Raw genomic sequence first — 17,487 nt, 5'->3', positions numbered from 1 at the left:
TAAAATCGGCCTTGCTGAGAGACTAGTAATTTACAAAAAATCTTGCCACGATGCTCTCAAACGTTAGCTTACGAAATCAACTTTTTTAAAGTAGGGGGAATTGCTTCTAACGGTCAAGGCTAAGAGCAGGCGGGCATTAAAACCCAACTCACTGTCCACCACGACCAAAGCTCATCAAAGGCAATCACTTTCAATTTAGCAATTTTCCGCCAGCTTGCTCTTAGTCAATGTGTGTGCCCAGCATGGGCATCTGGTATCGAAGATACCAAATTATTCCAGAGGGTGAAATGCCAGTGCCGACGAATGACGGCATCCCTTGCAGACGAGTTGGTGAAGCCTGTTAGCAAGCCGCAAAGCCTGTCCCGTAATCGGGAAAGCTTGATTTAACCACTAAACCTCCACTTTGGGTAGCTGCAGTTATAGCCAGTGGTTATTTGTCCGTTTCGCTTTTCCATTCGTGTTCAATGTTTGTCATCAATAATGCATTGTCAAATGTCACCGAACCTTTAGGGAAAATATCTTCGATTTCAAAGAAGCTTGATCTTACATTCTGAACGTCTAGTGGCCGAACTTCCCAGTTATATGCTTTTAGTCTTAGTCCGTCAAATTTGTTTTTGTTTGGCGAGTAACCGAGGTCGCCATTTTCAAAAAAGTCCGAAGCGTTACTTAGTGTTTCAAAAATTGATTTACCGTTAAAGCACTTTGCCTCGGTGGCATCAATTAAAATTTCGGTGTCGTCAGAGCTTTTAAAGTCAATATGATAATTTCCATTATTTTCTTGTACGTTGAATTTTGCGTAATAGTGTCTGCCTGGAAATATTCGTCCACCTACAAGAGTGTTTAGTTTTAGTGAAGTATCCCTTCTCGGAATAAAAACTCCAGTTTTTGTTTTTCCATTTTCGTCCCACTCAACTGCAATTCTGTGGGCACCATTTTCAGAATTTACTCCGATAAAGTCAGAAAGTCCTTTTGGTTTAATTTTCTTTAGTCTGATTAAACAAATTCCAACAATTGCTTTGTCCTTATAAATTTTTGGTCTGAACGGAAACGGAATAATTTTCTCCACCGTTTTTGGGTCAGCCGTGAAGTTGATTAAAATTCTTCTCTCGATATATCCGTGTATTGTTGGGATTTTCATTGACGTGCCGGTTTTTCTTCTACCATTGGCTATAACACCAGCCCTCAGGCGTGGGGATTTTTGTATTCTAAAGTTAATGATTGCACAGAACTTTCCAATAGCTTCAAAACACCCTGTCCCAACGACTCCCCATGGCTCTATAGCAAATGTTGGGAAGAGCTTTAATTTATCGTTCAGTTAGCCTTGAGTTGGAAATCCCAAAACGGTTATTATAAGAATGGCGATTCCAATTAAGATTATCGTACTGCTTGTAAAGACGTTCGCTATAAAAAGGATCAACAGATTAAATTGCTTTTTGGATGGAGAGTTGAGCCAATTCCTAATTGTTAGAAGTCCAAAAGCCAATGAAATAACTATTCCAGTCCAAAAGATCCAATCGTAACTTGGGGGAATTTGCCTGTAAATGAATTCAAAGTAATTACCACCCAGAAAGAAAAGAAGGAAGGTTGAGATTCCAGCGATTCCGGTAAAATAAATGTTCCTGGTCGATTGCATGATGTTCACCAAAAGTTTGTTTGTTTAAGTTCCGCCTGCAATAAGCAGTCAATTCTCCCCAAGGGGATTCAGCTAAACACTGGTGGGGGTTTTTTGCACCTGACTTCATTAGAATACCAGACCCAACCTGACACAAAACCCGTGTTGGCGGTTCCGCTTTCCTTCTTACCCATCAGTACTTTTTTTAACTGCTCTGATACACATAAATGCGGGAAATTCATTCAGTTCTTTAAAATGTTTTGGGTCTAACTGTTCAAATTCTACCGTTGGCTTAGGTTCAACTAATTTGTCAATGTAAAAACCGTTGTCCGTCAACGGTGCTATACACTCGTATAGGGGTCTTCTAAAACTGTTTACTTCAACTGGTCGTCCGAAACTTTTCCAAGTGCATTTTACATTTTCTATTCCAAAGTATTCCTTGGACTTGAAAAAATTGTATTCAAAAAATGGATGCTCAATCGATATTACAAGAATTCCCGTGTTTTTTAAAACTCTATAAAATTCTTTGATAGTATTTGTCCAGTCTTCAATATAGTGCATAGCTAATGCACAAAGCACTATGTCGCATGAATTGTCTTCAATCATAGAAAAATTGAGAGACAAGTCATGAACAAAAAACTCTCCCTTGTCTTTGTTCCTATTGATCGCTAATTCAACCATTTTAGGACTTATATCGAACCCTTTAACAATTGCTCCTTTGCCAATCAATATTTCGGCATATTTCCCCGGTCCGCAAGCTGCGTCAAGAATTATTTTTCCTCTAACGTCTGGCAACAAAGCAAGCGTGTTAGGTCTGTCATAATATGCGTTATGAGGCTTGTGATCTATAAGTTCGTCATACTTATCAGCAATTAGTTCATATGCAGAAATTATTTTCTCTTTAACCATTTTGTTTATTGTTACAATGTCTTTTTATGCTTACCGCTAACAGGATCCAGCCTGCCTCTGGCAGACTGGTTTGGAGACGGAAGGCAAGCATTCGAAGCTGTATTCTTCAAGCTTACTCCAAACTCCCTCAAGATACAGATTTTCTTATTTAAACAGAAGAGGGAGAAAGGTATTTGACGCCAACTGAACCTTGACTTCATATAGCCCTTTTTTGTTTTGATAGGTTTCAGATAAGTCTTTCAATCGCCTCAATGACCTTATAACCTGAGTTCGATTGTTATCACAAAGTCAAAATCAATAAAAATATCCAGTTACAAGGCAAATTTTTGAGGGATAGCCTAAGCTATCGCTCAGAAATTTAAGGCAGTAAATGGGTGTTTTTATTGGCTGAGCCGACTATTCGGTTTTAAACGGCAATCTACTTCACTTTTTCAATCCACAATATCCCAATTTTACTTCACGCACCTTCTTTTCGTAGTTCTCACCATTTAAAACCGTTCCTGCCGGCAGGCAGGTTGACAAAGTGAGAATAGTCGAACTCAGGTTTATAGATCTTGTCTTGAACTTTCACTGTCTGCTTTTCCAGAAAGTTTTCAAAGCGGTCTTGATAAGCTATGCCTTTCTGAAACGCCTTTAGTTAGTTTGAAATCCATTGATTTCAATAGATTAAAATTGGGACATTCCTCTCCTTCTATTCTTATTTTCTCAATAACACAAAAATTAAAATCGGTAAATAACTTATCAGAATATTTAACAAAGCTATGCCATACTTAAATCTTTGAATTTTAGCTACTCCAATAACTAGTAGACCAAAAGACCAAAGCCAGAGCAAATAAACAATCCCATAATTAATATTTTCCATCTTTGGATCTACTCCGAAAATAAAAATTGAAACTTGATAGATTAGGATAATACTTAATGGGAAAAACGAAAGGGAGCAAACATTTACCATTTTTCTCAGGGTAGATTCCCCTTTCCAAATTTTTCCAAACAATTTGATAAGTCCTGGGATAATTAAGCCCAGCACCAAGAAAGATAAACCAATACCTAAAGGCAATGCTAAAAGGAAAGCCCAAATTCTTTCTCCTTCATCAAAAATAGAGGCTATATCTGGGTATACATCTAACCCGAAAATTAAACCGTTTCCTACTATAGGCAATACCAGTAGAGGTTGTTTTTCTTTACCTGCTAATTCTTCAAAAGTAGCTCTGGGGTTAAGCCAAATGCTTATGTATGGATCCATATTCTAATGTGTGCTATAACGGTTATACATGCCTTCGGTGGGGGATTTTATAGCAGTTCACTTTCCACCGAGGCTGAAGTAAGATAAAGAGAAAACAGCCTGACTAACAACGCACACCCCCACTAAGATATATATGCTGTTGTGCGTATCTGCTTATTTTATCTATTCATGAATAGTTCTCTTGCTGTATACTCTTTCCTGCAATCTTCTACTGACATATTCATCATTATTGAACATTTATCAATCCATTTATCTGGATATTTCAACTTAAAATAATTAAATATTATATCATAAGTTTGAGGGTGAGAAATGTCTTCTCTTTTAAATTTTAAGTCTCTATTTCTTTCCTTCCCATAAATTTTTCGCCACATGTTATATATGTATAGGTAATGAAGGACTGTTTTAATAGAAATTAATTTTATATCAATTAAATCAATATTGTCATCAGAAATATCATAATAATAATCACTTAAAAATTTGTAATTACTTTTAATTATAATCAAAATATTCTCTAAATCTTGATTTGGCAGAATCACATTATTATCTCCAGAAATCACACGAACTCCATTTCCTTCAATTTTCAAATCAATACCAATATCATCAATTGTATGTCTCATTGCCATTTTTTTGCATTACTCACAACGGGATTCAGCCTGACGGAAGGCAGGCATACGGAGTCGTATCTTCCAAGCCTACTTCTAACTCCTTGAATATACTGAATTTTTATATTTACACTGAACCGCCCACTGTATCCAAGGTGATGTTATGGGCTTTTCTTCTTCCAATGTTCTGTTAATAAGATTTACGACCACATTAATCATCATTTCTTTTTCTTCAGGTTTACTTTCAGCAATTAATAAAGTCAAAGCGACCAATGCGTTTTCACTGATTCTTTTAATACCGTCTGAAAATGAATGGTTTTTGACAACAAAATATAAAAGGTGTGCTGCTTTTTCTTCTAAACATTGTTTTTTGGAGCTCCAGTAACCTTATTTCATTAATGGTATCGCCTTTCACCAAATGATCTTTGATAATCTTGTTCGCCCAAATTCTAAAGGCTGTACCCTGTTTGGAACTAACCCTATAACCCACTGAAATAATCAGGTCTAAATTATAGATTTTTATCTGTCTCTTTACTGTTCTTTCTCCTTCCTGTTGAACTTGTGTAATTTTTGCACAAGTTGACTTTTCATCCAATTCATAAGTCTTGTAAATATTTCGGATATGCCTAACTATTGAAGTCCTGTCAATGTCAAACAATTCAGAAATCTGATATTGATCCAACCAAAGGGTGTCATTTTCAAGAAGCACTTGAATAGTAGGTGCGTCTTGCCCTGTCTGATAAATTACTATTTCACCTGTTTGCTTCATGAGCTAAACTTGACCTAATTTCATTTCGTTGGGTTCTTGAGATGTTTGATTAATATGATTATCCGCTACTTTGCCAGTAATGAAGTAAGCAAACCATCATGTTGCGGATAATCGTCAACTACGCCACGGCGCACGAGTGTCGACGGTTGACAGTCAACTTGCCCTGGAAACAATATAGATACATTATTTTAAATGGCTACTGGTAAGAAAGCGGATATACATATTAAATTTTAAATCGGTTAATCTGACCAAATGGATTTTAGACTCACATCTGGTTCAACTTTTCTAATCCATAGTCTGTGTCTTCACAGACCCGTACTAAAAGTCCTGTGAGGACACAGGCCACAGATTAGGACGATACTCATGTAATGCACCCGGTTCACCACTGTACTCCTCCGGTTGAATACGCGATTTATTATTTTTGTCCCATCTCAGGATTTTTTGATAGCAGGTTCCGTATCAGGCCATGCGAAGCAGCTAGGATCATAACGATTGGTATCTCTCAGATAAAAGGTATTTAGGCCCTGTATCAGGCTGCCCCAGCCATGGAAAAGTTGCTTTATCTCGTCCGCAGGTATACCGAAATCAGGAAGATCGGCCTGTAAAGCAACCAGTTCAGCCAGGTCGTCGTCGTGGATCTTCATAGCCTCGATTAGGGCATCTTCCAATGACAGGTTATACTTCCGTTGCAGGACTATAACTATATTCATGACTTCAGTATCCTTGCTCAATTCTTTTTTCAATCCCTGAATATCATTCTGCCATGCTATTATTCTAGACCAAAGGGATCGTACACGTTGTATGACAGGATGTCGCTCAACATCTTCTGTTAAAACAAGATTAACCTGAGCATCAACGAGGTAAAAATAGGGGAATATGACTATGGAGTATTCCCGGATTACTTTAAACAAGGCAAGCGAAGGCACTGTCTGGTTAGCTTTATAAGTTACTTCTTCCAGAGCGCCATATCTTGTAACAGTATAAAATGTGTCCGCCAATCTCTTCATCCATTCCTCCGGCATAAATGCCCGAAATTCATCCCTGATGACCGCTGCCTGATTAAAATATCCGGGATCTCCCGGAGCGAGACTATCTCCTCTGAATATCGCTACCAACCGTTTACAATAGTAACTCACCTCTTCCTTTGTTGCGTATTCAAGCTGGTCGTCAAATATGGTATGAAAAACAACGTATCGGTGCATTGGCGTTACCCGTTCGTAGCTGGCATAAGGATACATCCGTGCTGAGCAGCTATGCAGATTCATACTCTTGTATCTTTCCCGGATGTTTTCCGATAGGTAGAGGTAATCCGTATCAATCCAATGTCTGTAATCAATTCCCATTTGCTCTACGTTGGCATTGATCATGTCGGGCCAGGGGTAATAACCTTGTGGAAGGTAATCTTGCGGGAAATATTCTTCTGGTTTCATGTTCTCAAAAATTTTAAAATGAAAGATTGTTTATTTAATACATTGTCCGGTTTTAGTCCCGCCTTTAGACCTTGCTCAGCCATTACTGCGGTTCTGTGGCTGGAGAGATGCTGTCCCATATTCCGGTCTTGGGTATTCGCCTGGGACTTTATAGCGTGTAGATCTCCCTATGTGATACCATGCACCTAACCCTGAAATCATCAAGGTCATATAATGTACAAAGCGCTCAATATCCTTTTGGAGCGGACCAAAGTCAGGAAGGTTATGCTGTATTTCTACAAATTCTTCAACATAACGGTCATGGATATGCATTGCTTCGGCACAGGCCTCCTCCAACGAAACTTTATATTGATGCCTTATTACAAGTATAATGTTAAGGATTTCCGTATCCACTGACATTTCTTTTTCTATTGAAGCAAAATCGTTCTGGATGGCCATAATACGGCACATGAGCATTTTTAGCCGAAGGATAACTGGGTGTTTTGAAATATGGTTCGGTACAATAAAATTAATTGAGGGTTCAACCGGATCCCCATAGGGATACATGGAAATAGAATACTCACGGATAAGCAATAGATTGTTTAGCGTAGGGAATTGCCTCTTTAATTTATAAGGTGTTTCTTCCATGATTCCGTAAGTAGTGTAATCATAGAAAGATTGGCCCCAGCGCTCAAACCAGTCATCATTGACATAAGGGCGAAACTCATCCCTGCTTAAAGCGACCTGTCTTAGCAATCCAATATCATCTGGCCTAATGGGGGCGCCCATCATCACGTCCCTGATATGATCCCTGATGCCAGCCAATTCCTTAACCGGACATAGTTCGTGATAGTCATCGTATAGCGTAAGCCAAATCATAAACCTGGCAATGGGCCTAAACTGCTCTTTAGTACTCAAGGCAGGAAACATATATGATGCAGCTTGCACGAGGCCATGTTTTTTGTATTTGGTTCTCGTTGCCTCCGACATGAATTGATAGTCTGTATTGATCCAATCATCTTGCTCTTCATAAAATGACTCTGCAAAAGGGCCAACTTCATACGCCCATGGATACTTTAAAACTGGAACTTCTTTCTGTTTCATAACTGAGATTGATTAAATTGAAAATACGTCCGATTTGGAGCTTTGATACTCAGGATCAGCATAACCCGGAACATAGCGGGATCCATCGTTGGTATGCCATCCGTATACGCCCTGTTCGATAATGCATAGAATCCTAGTTTTCTCATTGCATTGAATTTTAAAATCCTCTTATGTTGAATATTACTGTTTCACTATTTTTTAATCTTCCCCTATACTTTTCTGGCAAATCAATGGTTTGCCAGAATTGTGTTTTAGCTTTCTATCACACCTGATTCAGCTTTTCTCGAAGTTTCGCTGCCTCAGGAAATCCCATCAAATTATAGCGATCCAATTTGGTGGAAATATTCTTCCATCCGCTGAGCACCATACCCATATAATGCACCCAGTTTACCACGGCATCCTGCCATTCCCCAAAATCAGGAAGGGAGGCTTGCAGCATCACAAACTCTTTTAGGTCTTCGTTGTGCAGACGGAGATCCTCGAGGCATGCTTCTTCCAGCGAGATCTTATGTTCATGCTGAATCACCTTCACAATATTGTAATAAATACTATCCGTTGCTTCGTCTTTCCCCACCGATTGCACTTCATTAAAATAAGTCACAAGATGGCAGGCCAACGCCTGCAAGCGCCGGATCACAGGATGTTGGTGTATCTCTGGCGGCAGCACGATTCCAGTTTCTACTTCTGTCAGTTGCAGGAATGGATACAAACAAATGGAATCTTCCCGCAGGGCAATGCATTCGGCTACAGTAGGGTAAGTTTTATTCATTTTATAGGTCAGCTCCATTTTCAGGCCGGCAAAGTACCTGCTGATCATATCCGCAAAACGCACGATCGATTCCTGTGGGATAAACTGCAGTAATTCCTGCCTCAGCGATGCCAACATATTCCCTAAGGGTATTTTTGCTTCTGTGGCACTGATCTCACCAGTCAGCACTGCTACCGAACTGGTGTGTACATAACCAATCTCCTCAGGTGTCCCCTCTTCGTACAGGTCGTCGTTATAAAGTGTCCATAACATAAGCCTACATAGAGGTTTTAATCTTTCGGGGCTGGCGGTAGGAAACCATTGGGATGCAATATGGGCCGTCTTTGTCTTTTTGTACTTTTTCCTGGTATCTGGAGCATCTTGATATAACCAGAGATATTCTCCGTCAATCCATTCGTTGTCCGTAATTTCTTGCAGAGCAGCCGCATGTGGGTTTTTGAGCATAGGAAAAGGATAGTGAAATTGGGAAAGCATGTGAGCGGTCATGGTGTGTTTTTTTTAAATTGATCAATAAAATCGAAACCAAAATCTCATGAGATCATATTCTATTTCTTAGGCTGATAGCCGCATTCTTTGGAATCAAAGAAGAAATTGTTTGCCTATCTTCGCAGTTATAGGCTATCTAACCATCCAGCAATAACACTTCCTTAAAAAGGAGTTTTGAAAGCAGGTAGAACTATCATATATTTTAAATTATAGTGAATAATTCATGTTAATATTCATTGATGGCACTTTAAAGCTGTAATGTATCCAGCGATAAACCATAAAAGGAAAGTAATTTCAGTACTACATTTTCAATCAAAATATCAGGGCAAGAAGCCCCGCTAGTCAAATGGATAACCACTTGTTCTTTATCAGGCATATACGAAAAGGTGCCTTTTAGTTGTTTGGAATGGATATCCCAATGGCGAATTTCATCGGCAGACACCATGTCATCTGCTGCCCCGATGAAATACGTTGGCAGTTTCGCTTCACATAACTCCACTAAGTGGGATGAATTGGAACTGTTGAAGCCTCCCACTACCAAAGCAAAATCAGCCTCAAGAGACAACATATTCATCACGGCAATTTGATTATCATGGGTAGCGTAACAAAGTGTATCTTTCGTATTGGCAAAATGATCGGCGACATTGTCCTTCGTAAGATTATACTTTTCGCACATCGCTTCTTGCAGAAAATCTGCTATTTCCTGAGTATCCGTTGCAAGCAGGGTCGTTTGGTTTACAACCCCAATTCTAGATAGGTCGTAAGCAACGTCAAAACCCTCAGAGTACCTGTCCTTAAACAGCTCATAAAAATCAGTGTCCGCTCTCCTATTCATGATTATATCAGTCAACATTTTTGCTTCTTCCATGTCTTTTATAATCACGGAAGGGCCCACACTTCTACTATGTGAAAAGGTAGCTCTCGTTTCTTCATGATCAGGCTTCCCATGAACAATAACCGTATAATCATTATTGGCAATTTGGGAAACCCTGGTCCAAACTTTTTCTACAAATGGACATTTACTTCTATAATAAATCTGCTTTACTCCTTTATCTTTTAAAATACTTTCCATCTCGAGCGTAGTTCCAAAAGCGGGGATAATAATTACATCATCACTACTTATCTCATTCCATGGAATAAGCTGTTTACCGGCAGTATCCATAATAAACCGAACGCCGTTTTCCTGTAGGGATAAGTTAACATATGGATTGTGAATAATCTCGCTTAACAAATAAATTCGTTTGCCCACATTTTCTTGAATTGCTGCATAAGCCGTTTCGATGGCATTTTCAACGCCAAAACAGAAACCAAAATGACGAGCCAGATGAATTTTAACTTTTCCAAAATCAAGTATTGACGGTGAAAAATCCTTCTTTAAATGATCCCTTAACTGCCTGTCTTTTTTTATGGAGCTTATAAACTCACTTTTATAGATTTCAGGGATGTTAAATGCTTTCATGATTTACAAGTTTTCTGATCAATGGTTGCTCCTGCAGCATTTCGCCGACTGAAGTCCTAATTCATTTTACATTGTAGTGGCACACTTGAAATAACTCAGTTGGCTTACCGTGTTAATAATCCGGTCGGGAATACCTCGGACACGTAGAATTGTAGAATACCGTATCAGGGAGGGATTCGGCTATATTATGCCGTTACAGGCAGAAATGCTTGAAACAATGGAAACCGATGAGGTGAAAGAAAAGTAATATGTTCATCACCTAGCTGTCGCTCAATTACCAGAGATGGCCTCTTGGAGATTTTGCCCAAGATGAAACTTTTAATGGTCTCTCTGAAATTTTTGAAGAATTCATCGTGAATGCGATAAATATCAGTAACTTTGTTGTAGTCAATCATAGCGAGGTTTATTAATATTATATTTATTTTCAGCAATTTAAATATAAAAATAATCTCGCTATGTTGCAAACATCTCCCTAAATAATTAATTCAATCCAGGTTGGAAAGATATTTTTTAAAACCCTTGATCAACCACAATATTTCATTTGACCGCAACGAATAGCTTATTAAATTAACAAAAGGAGGCATTCCCATTGATTTATTAGCATCAAATACTTGTTTAAGCAGAAAACAATTCGAACGAAAATTTTTATCGCACAGCAGCATTTCTCCATTGTACAAAAGAGGTTCTGCACATAATCATGGTAAGGGGAAATTCCATCGCTTTACCTCCCACAACCTGTCTGTCCAGACGGGAGAGCTGTATCTTGATATGCGAGAAAGGCTTCCGCTGCTGCGGGGCAAGATGAGAACCTCTTAATTATTCAAAAGAGTTTAAAAACAGCAATATTCACGAATGCATTTCATGTGGCCCGTCCCGAATCGGGATACATTGTATCGTCAGTGCCGGAGGTTATGACAGTAAAAAATGGATAGAGGAAAAGCGAAAAAACAACCGATTCCTTTTTCCACAGAAAAGTCTGCCAAACATTTACCGTTTCTTTTCACTTTTTCTTCGAAGATTTAGCCCTGCTATTGAAATCAAGGCATAAGTTGATCCAAAATTCAAAATCAGTTTGATTCCTAAAGCCCTCCGGCTCCACGTAGCAATATCCTTTATACTCAATGCCTTTCATAATCATGGGCCCAAAGCCGGGTCTGGTTGAAAGCTCTTCGGTCATTTGGGGATCAAAGCGGCACATCAAATTGTCATCGGTGACATTGATACACATTTTGCCATCAATCATAAATGCCAATCCGCCAAACATTTTCTTTTCCTCAATTTTAAGTTTTGGAAATTGCGCTAAGTATGTCCTTACCCTGTCAGCAAGTTGATGATCATAAGCCATAATAAACCCTTTTTAACAAACCCTCGATTTTATTTGAAAAGCCCTATTAACCTGAGTTCGATTGTTATCACAAAGTCAAAATCAATAAAAATATCCAGTTACAAGGCAAATTTTGAGGGATAGCTTAGGCTATCCCTCAAAAATTTAACGCAGTAAATGGGTGTTTTTATTGACTGAGCCGACTATTCGGTTTTAAACGGCAACCTACTTCACTTTTTCAATCCGCAATATCCCAATATTACTTCATAAAAAAGTTCGCTCCTTCTTTTCGTAGTTCTCACCATTTAAAACCGTTCCTGCCTGCCGGCAGGCAGGTTGACAAAGTGAGAATAGGCGAACTCAGGTTATTACAAGCGACATACTTAGAAACAGCACTAATTGATACCCATTGTTTATTTTATTTTTAACCACATTGCGGGGCGGACTCCGCCACCGTCCTTGGGGTGGCCGTGTCCGCACCTCCCTTTGTTCCGAACCAAGGGTTGTCAGGATTGCGGTTTACAACCTGAATGATTTTTTCTTTTTCATTTTGATTGAACGTGCCATAAAAATCAGTATTAAGATACCTTCTTATTTCGCTTTCAGCCCAAGTTACATCTACAAATATAGTATGATACCATCTAAGTTCGATGATGTCTTTAGTGACAATCAGTTTCCTGTTATCTTCCAATTCAAGTATCAGCCAACTATAGTTTCCGAAAGTTATCATCTCAATGTTTCGAATAAAAGTTCCATGGTTTGTTGGTTTTTACGGAATACTCACTTTTCGAATGTAGTCTCTGTTTACATGAGTCCACAGATATGAAGATTCCCTAAGAATGCCTGATGTCCCCCACTACATTCAACAAGTTTCCCTCCGTATCTTCGAAAACGGCATACACCATACCGATCTCCGGAATCTCGGTTTTCGCTTCGATTACTTTGCCTCCTGCATCAAGGATAGTGGATAAAGTCTGATCAATATCATCCACGCGGATAATCAACCGCGGATGGGTCAACTGCTCGTTTCTCGCTTCAATGCTCCCTAAAATAGCCCCGGTAAGCTTTTCATTTTTCCAGGTTTCTTCCTCGTTCCAGCCGAAGACCTTGCCGTAAAATTGCCAGGCCCTTTCTGTATTATCTGCGGGGACTTGAAACCAAGTCACCCTGTTTGAAGGTATTTTTTTCATACGTTATTTTTCTAATTTTACTGTTTCAAAAAAGAAGGTTCTCACCTCATTCACCCACACATCAGGTACAGACAGTGGTGCGAAATGACCCCCTTTCGGCATTTTGGTGAAGCGTGTTACGTTTGCCATCCGTTCTGCCCATTCTCTTGGCATAGGAGCATCTCCGGGAAAAGCCGCCACACCCGTAGGCACTTTTACCCTTTCCACGGGCTTGGGGCCATACTCCGTATAAGCTACCCGTGCATTGTCGGCATAGTAGCGGATAGAGGTATTGATAGTCTGGGTTACCCAGTAAATCATGATGTTGGTAAGCAACTCGTCATTGGTAAAGCGCTTCTTGATGTGTCCATTGTGGTCAGACCAAGCATGGAATTTTTCTACAATCCAAGCCGCCAATCCCACGGGAGAATCATTCAGTCCGTAGCCCAGCGATTGTGGTTTTGTACTCTGAATCATATTGTAAGCTCCTTCGCTCATCCACCAATGCTGGATAAACTGTCCGAACTCCTGTTCTGCCGGTGTCATGGTACTCCAATCTTCTGTACCGTTCGGATAACCCACATCAGTGAGGTGAATGGCTTTGACCGCTTCGGGAAACTGGTTGGCCAGGGACTTGGATATACCGCTCCCTACATCGCCACCGGCTGCGTAGAAGGTTTGGTAGCCCAATACGTTTTTCATCAGCTTGTGCCAAAGACCGGCTACTTCGTCTTCTACCTTCACGGTCTTGGCTGAAAACCCAAATCCGGGAACTGAGGGTACAATCACATCAAAGGATTGGTCGGCATTGCCTCCATACGCTAGCGGGTCGGTGAGCATAGGGATGACTTTGTAATACCGGAAAAAGGAATCCGGCCAACCGTGGGTAAGGATAAGAGGCTTGGGGTTATTTCCTTTTCCTTTTACATAGACAAAGTGGATTTCCACCCCATCAATTATGGCTTTGAACTGGGGAAGACTGTTCAGCAAGGCTTCCTGTTTTCTCCAGTCGAATTCCTTTTGCCAATAAGTTACCAGCTCTTTGAGATAATTGGTATTGGTGCCATAGCTCCAGCCATCACCCTCGGGGTTGTCTGTCCAGCGAGTGAGAGAAAGACGTGTCTGAAGGTCTTGTAATACGTCTTCGGTGATTTCGATTTTGAATGGTTTCATATCCTGTGATTTTAAAGTTTGTGCTGTGATTACGAATGAGATTAGTATCAAAATGACGATGTATTTCTGCATGGCATGTAACTTAGATTTGCTTTCATGACAAAGGTAAATCAGTAATATGGGGTTTATGTTAGACGAATTTCGGTAAGGATGGTACTTTTTTCTGTTTGTTCTGATCACCTACTTTCTGATAGCCTTGCATTTCTGTTTGGTGTCGGGTATTGGTAAAATTGGTCAGCAGCACCAAAAATGGTCTCGTCAATCGTTGCCTAAATGATAATCCCGTACGGATTGATTATGAAATTACAGACTATTGCCGGAGTTTTCAGCCGATCATTGACCTGATGATCGAATGGGGAAAGCGGCACAGGGAGTAACTGAAATCAGTAGGGAAGGATAATTCGTAATCCTAAATTTAATTTTCAGGAACCCCGGTATGCCAGTGGGGTTTTTCCTGTGTTCTTCTTAAAGAACCTGACAAAGTAAGAGTCTTCCTCATAGCCCAGCCAATAAGCAATTTCACTTACCGTCATAGCGGTTTGTTTGAGCAGACTCTTGGTCTCCAAAATGATATGTTCATTGATCAATTCTTTTGCCGTTTTTCCTGTGGTCTCCACCAACACCTCGCTAAGGTATTTTGGTGTGATATGAAGCTGGGTGGCATAGAAGCTAACCTCTTTGGATTCTATGAAATGCCGGGCGATGAGTGTCCTGAATTTTTGGGTAATGTGTTCCTTTTGGGTTGCATTATTTTTCTTGGAAATAAGACTGTGGAGTTGCTGAACATATTGAACCAACGAAAACACCAGACCTTGCAGAACTTGACGGTTATTGTTGAATTTTTTGATATTTTGGAACAAGTCTTTCAATTTTACCAATTCTTCTTCGGGGACGTTGATCATATGGTTTCCCCCTTGCATAAAAAAGGGGAGGGTTTGCAATGGCGGTACTTTGATGTCCCTAAAAAGGCCATCTGTAAAAAAAACAGTTTCGTTTTTCAGGTCGTAGGCATTGTCCCAACAAGTAATGATCCCCGGTCCAAGCGTGGTTAGACTTCCCTCCTCAAGCATATAATCCGCACTGCCAAGCCTGCACAGGCTGCTTCCTTTACCGTAGTTTATGCCAATACCGTAGTGTGTGGTACGGAACGGAAAATCTACTCTTAGATCCCTATACATTTCATTGTTGGCGTAAAAAAAGGTTTCCTGAGTTTCCCCGGGCATTTTTTCCTTTACATATTGGTAGAAATTAAAGGTTTTGAGATTCATTGCGCATTAAAAATATCAGATCGTTTGAGTTTTGTTTGCATTTGCGGTAATGGGTCGCGGCTATGTGGTGGGCGGGATCTCTCGCAACTAATTTAGGAAAAAACTTAGCCTTTTCCGAGGTTATTCCCAAGTGCCCCTTTTGCCCGTCTGACGCATAGGCACTGTTACCCCCAGTTTTTATTCCGCTGTATAATTTTCGTTCGCCCATTTTATTGTCGGCTCAATCCATTCTTTCATTGGTTTGAATAAAAATCCGTGTCCCATTTCTGTATTCAGTTCGATTTCTTTAAAGTGTTTGATTTTGCAAGTGGAAGTTTCCTTTCGTTCCATTGCCGAAACTCCAAAAGGGTCTGATTTTTCGTAAATCGTTAAGATGTTCCCGCAATAGTTAATTTCGGGGATGTTTTGAATGTCGGAATCCATAAAACTCGCTACGAACACGAAATTCAAGCCGGGATTATTGGCTAAAGTCGAAACATATTGGGCAATGTAACCACCTTTTGAGGTACCGACTATTGTTATTTTATTGGGTTCAGTTCCGTTTTTTATTAAACTGTCGATTTGGTCAACAATTCCCGTTGCATATTCTCTTGCATTCACATTTCCGTTCCGTTGTTCGCTGATGACCTTAAATCCGTTTGCTTTAAATTCGCTGATGATTTCGAGGTATTCTGCTCTTCCGTATTCGGGATGTTCATCCTCTAAACTGTGTTCTTCTAAAAATCTGTTGTGAAGAAAGAAAATGTATTTGTCGTTATTTTGTTGACAGGCAACAACCGAACAATAGAGTAGAATACCCAAGAATATAAATGGAATTTTGGCTTTCATAATATCGATGAATTCAAAATTTTATAGTTATTCAGGATAGTCCACATAGGTAAATGACTTATGAATAATTTCCCATTTGTCCTCGTACTTTAATAAGAGTAAGTAGTCTGTGTAAATTCGCTTTCGGTCGGGCATAATAATTTCGATTTTCGCATTTGCTGCATCGTTTTCATAGTCGATGGATACAATTCTTCCTATACGATTGCTTTTCTTTCCCGCAGTTATATTATTGACATAATTTTCTCCCGACCAAACTACTAAACTATCGTTTGCAATATGATATAGTTTTAAATCTTTGTGAAATGCATTTCTCACTCTTTCAGGCTCTCCATTTGCAGTACCTTCTATGTAGTCAAGTAATGTTTTTTGGATGAGTTCAATTTCGGTTTGAGCTTTCAGGTCTGAAGAACCTAAAAGGATAATTATGAAAAAAAGGATTTTTGTTAATTTCATTGTTCGTAGTGTTTTTTGTTCAAATTGTGGGTAGCTGCTGTTAGCGGGTCGTTGTTTTTTACCATTCTTGAGGTGGATTTTGGTCAGCCCACCAAGAAAACCCTGTTATTTCCTTTGCCTTTAATCGCTCAATAATCTGCGCTGTATGGTGTTGGATATGGCGTATGTTGTTGAGATGTAGTTCCAAGCGGGAATAAGGATACCATTCGAAGCCTGAATCTCTGTCAAGTGGCAATGCTTCAATGTTTTGTTTTAAGTTTCTTTCAATCTCGTCAATGAAGGAAAGTAATTCATCTTTGGTTTGAAAGCCTTCAACAGTTACATTTTCATCGGGATTTTCCCAGTCTTGAGAACCCCGAAGGCTTTCCGCTCCTTCAATGGCGTTGTCAAAAGGAACATAACTTTCGGGATTAGCTCCCAAATATAATTTCGCACTCCATAAAATATGATAGGCAATTTGCCAATTCGGGTTGTTGTATTCTTCTGAATTCCATTGTTCTTCCGGCACTTTTTCTAATGCCTGGCGAAGCATTCCAAGACTTGCTCGGTATTGTGAAGCAAGAATGTCTGTAATTGTTTTGTTGTCCATTTTACTTTCTGATTTTGTCGTTTGATTACTACTGTTATTGCAGGCTGTGCTGAAAACTGTTAGCACCACGATTGCTCCTTGAATAAGTGTTTTCTTCATTTTCTATCTTCTTTCCTGCAAAATTAGAATAGCCTTATGACAGCCCTATGTCAGAGGTATGAAATGAATATAGGTATTTTTCTACATTTTTGCGTTCTTGACTGTTTGGGTACCGTTTTACAATTCTGACTAACGTAAACAAAATCCCTCAATTTGAGCTGATTTCGAGGCCTAAATCCTCATTAGTCAGACCGAATTTATCGATTTGTTTTTTTATTCTCT

General features: G+C 39.5%; 18 protein-coding genes. 1 reads left to right on the top strand and 17 read right to left on the bottom strand.

Going from position 1 to position 17,487, the window contains the following annotated elements:
• Positions 1-430: 430 nt before the first annotated feature.
• From ACFSKL_RS04210 to ACFSKL_RS04150, 13 genes are all read right to left on the bottom strand, one after another.
• On the bottom strand, positions 431-1,138 hold the full coding sequence (locus tag ACFSKL_RS04210; protein ID WP_376883769.1) for a DUF2071 domain-containing protein: 708 nt from the start codon (positions 1,136-1,138) through the stop codon (positions 431-433).
• A gap of 660 nt (positions 1,139-1,798) precedes the next feature.
• Positions 1,799-2,521 carry a class I SAM-dependent methyltransferase gene (locus tag ACFSKL_RS04205; protein WP_376883767.1) on the bottom strand — a complete coding sequence of 241 codons (723 nt, stop codon included), beginning with the start codon at positions 2,519-2,521 and terminating at the stop codon, positions 1,799-1,801.
• 697 nt (positions 2,522-3,218) lie between these two features.
• Positions 3,219-3,764, bottom strand: coding sequence for a Yip1 family protein (locus tag ACFSKL_RS04200; RefSeq protein ID WP_376883765.1), 546 nt, complete (start codon positions 3,762-3,764; stop codon positions 3,219-3,221).
• A 158-nt stretch (positions 3,765-3,922) separates the two neighbouring features.
• A complete protein-coding gene (locus ACFSKL_RS04195) occupies positions 3,923-4,387 on the bottom strand; it encodes a hypothetical protein (protein WP_376883763.1) in 465 nt (154 codons plus the stop codon).
• 271 nt (positions 4,388-4,658) lie between these two features.
• The gene (locus tag ACFSKL_RS04190; RefSeq protein ID WP_376883761.1) at positions 4,659-5,135 is read right to left on the bottom strand and encodes a virulence RhuM family protein; all 477 of its coding nucleotides are present in this window, start codon (positions 5,133-5,135) and stop codon (positions 4,659-4,661) included.
• Positions 5,136-5,566: 431 nt separating this feature from the next.
• The gene (locus tag ACFSKL_RS04185) at positions 5,567-6,337 is read right to left on the bottom strand and encodes a terpene synthase family protein (protein WP_376883771.1); all 771 of its coding nucleotides are present in this window, start codon (positions 6,335-6,337) and stop codon (positions 5,567-5,569) included.
• Between the two features lie 303 nt (positions 6,338-6,640).
• A complete protein-coding gene (locus ACFSKL_RS04180; RefSeq protein WP_376883760.1) occupies positions 6,641-7,648 on the bottom strand; it encodes a terpene synthase family protein in 1,008 nt (335 codons plus the stop codon).
• Between the two features lie 262 nt (positions 7,649-7,910).
• Positions 7,911-8,903, bottom strand: a complete 993-nt coding sequence (locus tag ACFSKL_RS04175) for a terpene synthase family protein (protein WP_376883758.1) — start codon at positions 8,901-8,903, stop codon at positions 7,911-7,913.
• A gap of 247 nt (positions 8,904-9,150) precedes the next feature.
• Positions 9,151-10,362 (bottom strand): 4-hydroxy-3-methylbut-2-enyl diphosphate reductase, encoded by a 1,212-nt coding sequence (locus ACFSKL_RS04170; protein WP_376883757.1) that lies wholly within the window; start codon positions 10,360-10,362, stop codon positions 9,151-9,153.
• A 1,000-nt stretch (positions 10,363-11,362) separates the two neighbouring features.
• Complete coding sequence (locus tag ACFSKL_RS04165; protein WP_376883755.1) at positions 11,363-11,707, bottom strand: TfoX/Sxy family protein; 345 nt, start codon at positions 11,705-11,707, stop codon at positions 11,363-11,365.
• A gap of 403 nt (positions 11,708-12,110) precedes the next feature.
• Positions 12,111-12,416 (bottom strand): DUF6273 domain-containing protein, encoded by a 306-nt coding sequence (locus ACFSKL_RS04160; RefSeq protein WP_376883753.1) that lies wholly within the window; start codon positions 12,414-12,416, stop codon positions 12,111-12,113.
• A 103-nt stretch (positions 12,417-12,519) separates the two neighbouring features.
• Positions 12,520-12,876 (bottom strand): VOC family protein, encoded by a 357-nt coding sequence (locus tag ACFSKL_RS04155; RefSeq protein ID WP_376883751.1) that lies wholly within the window; start codon positions 12,874-12,876, stop codon positions 12,520-12,522.
• Between the two features lie 3 nt (positions 12,877-12,879).
• Positions 12,880-14,028 carry an epoxide hydrolase family protein gene (locus ACFSKL_RS04150; protein WP_376883749.1) on the bottom strand — a complete coding sequence of 383 codons (1,149 nt, stop codon included), beginning with the start codon at positions 14,026-14,028 and terminating at the stop codon, positions 12,880-12,882.
• A 221-nt stretch (positions 14,029-14,249) separates the two neighbouring features.
• On the opposite strand from ACFSKL_RS04150, the gene ACFSKL_RS04145 reads away from it, so the two are divergent.
• Positions 14,250-14,405: a winged helix-turn-helix transcriptional regulator gene (locus ACFSKL_RS04145; RefSeq protein WP_376883747.1), complete on the top strand. Its 156-nt coding sequence runs from the start codon at positions 14,250-14,252 to the stop codon at positions 14,403-14,405.
• A gap of 45 nt (positions 14,406-14,450) precedes the next feature.
• Here the strand turns inward: ACFSKL_RS04145 and ACFSKL_RS04140 are convergent, their stop codons facing one another.
• The 4 genes from ACFSKL_RS04140 to ACFSKL_RS04125 form a co-directional block, all read right to left on the bottom strand.
• Positions 14,451-15,296: a helix-turn-helix domain-containing protein gene (locus tag ACFSKL_RS04140; RefSeq protein ID WP_376883746.1), complete on the bottom strand. Its 846-nt coding sequence runs from the start codon at positions 15,294-15,296 to the stop codon at positions 14,451-14,453.
• A gap of 177 nt (positions 15,297-15,473) precedes the next feature.
• Positions 15,474-16,124 (bottom strand): alpha/beta hydrolase, encoded by a 651-nt coding sequence (locus tag ACFSKL_RS04135; RefSeq protein ID WP_376883744.1) that lies wholly within the window; start codon positions 16,122-16,124, stop codon positions 15,474-15,476.
• A 27-nt stretch (positions 16,125-16,151) separates the two neighbouring features.
• Complete coding sequence (locus tag ACFSKL_RS04130; protein WP_376883742.1) at positions 16,152-16,577, bottom strand: nuclear transport factor 2 family protein; 426 nt, start codon at positions 16,575-16,577, stop codon at positions 16,152-16,154.
• 58 nt (positions 16,578-16,635) lie between these two features.
• Positions 16,636-17,265: a DinB family protein gene (locus ACFSKL_RS04125; protein ID WP_376883740.1), complete on the bottom strand. Its 630-nt coding sequence runs from the start codon at positions 17,263-17,265 to the stop codon at positions 16,636-16,638.
• Between the last annotated feature and the right edge of the window lie 222 nt (positions 17,266-17,487).

The sequence above is a fragment of the Belliella marina genome (genome assembly GCF_042682445.1).
Classification (GTDB): Bacteria; Bacteroidota; Bacteroidia; order Cytophagales; family Cyclobacteriaceae; genus Belliella; species Belliella marina.
Note: the sequence above shows the minus strand (reverse complement) of the source record. Positions and strands in the feature narration are given on the sequence as shown.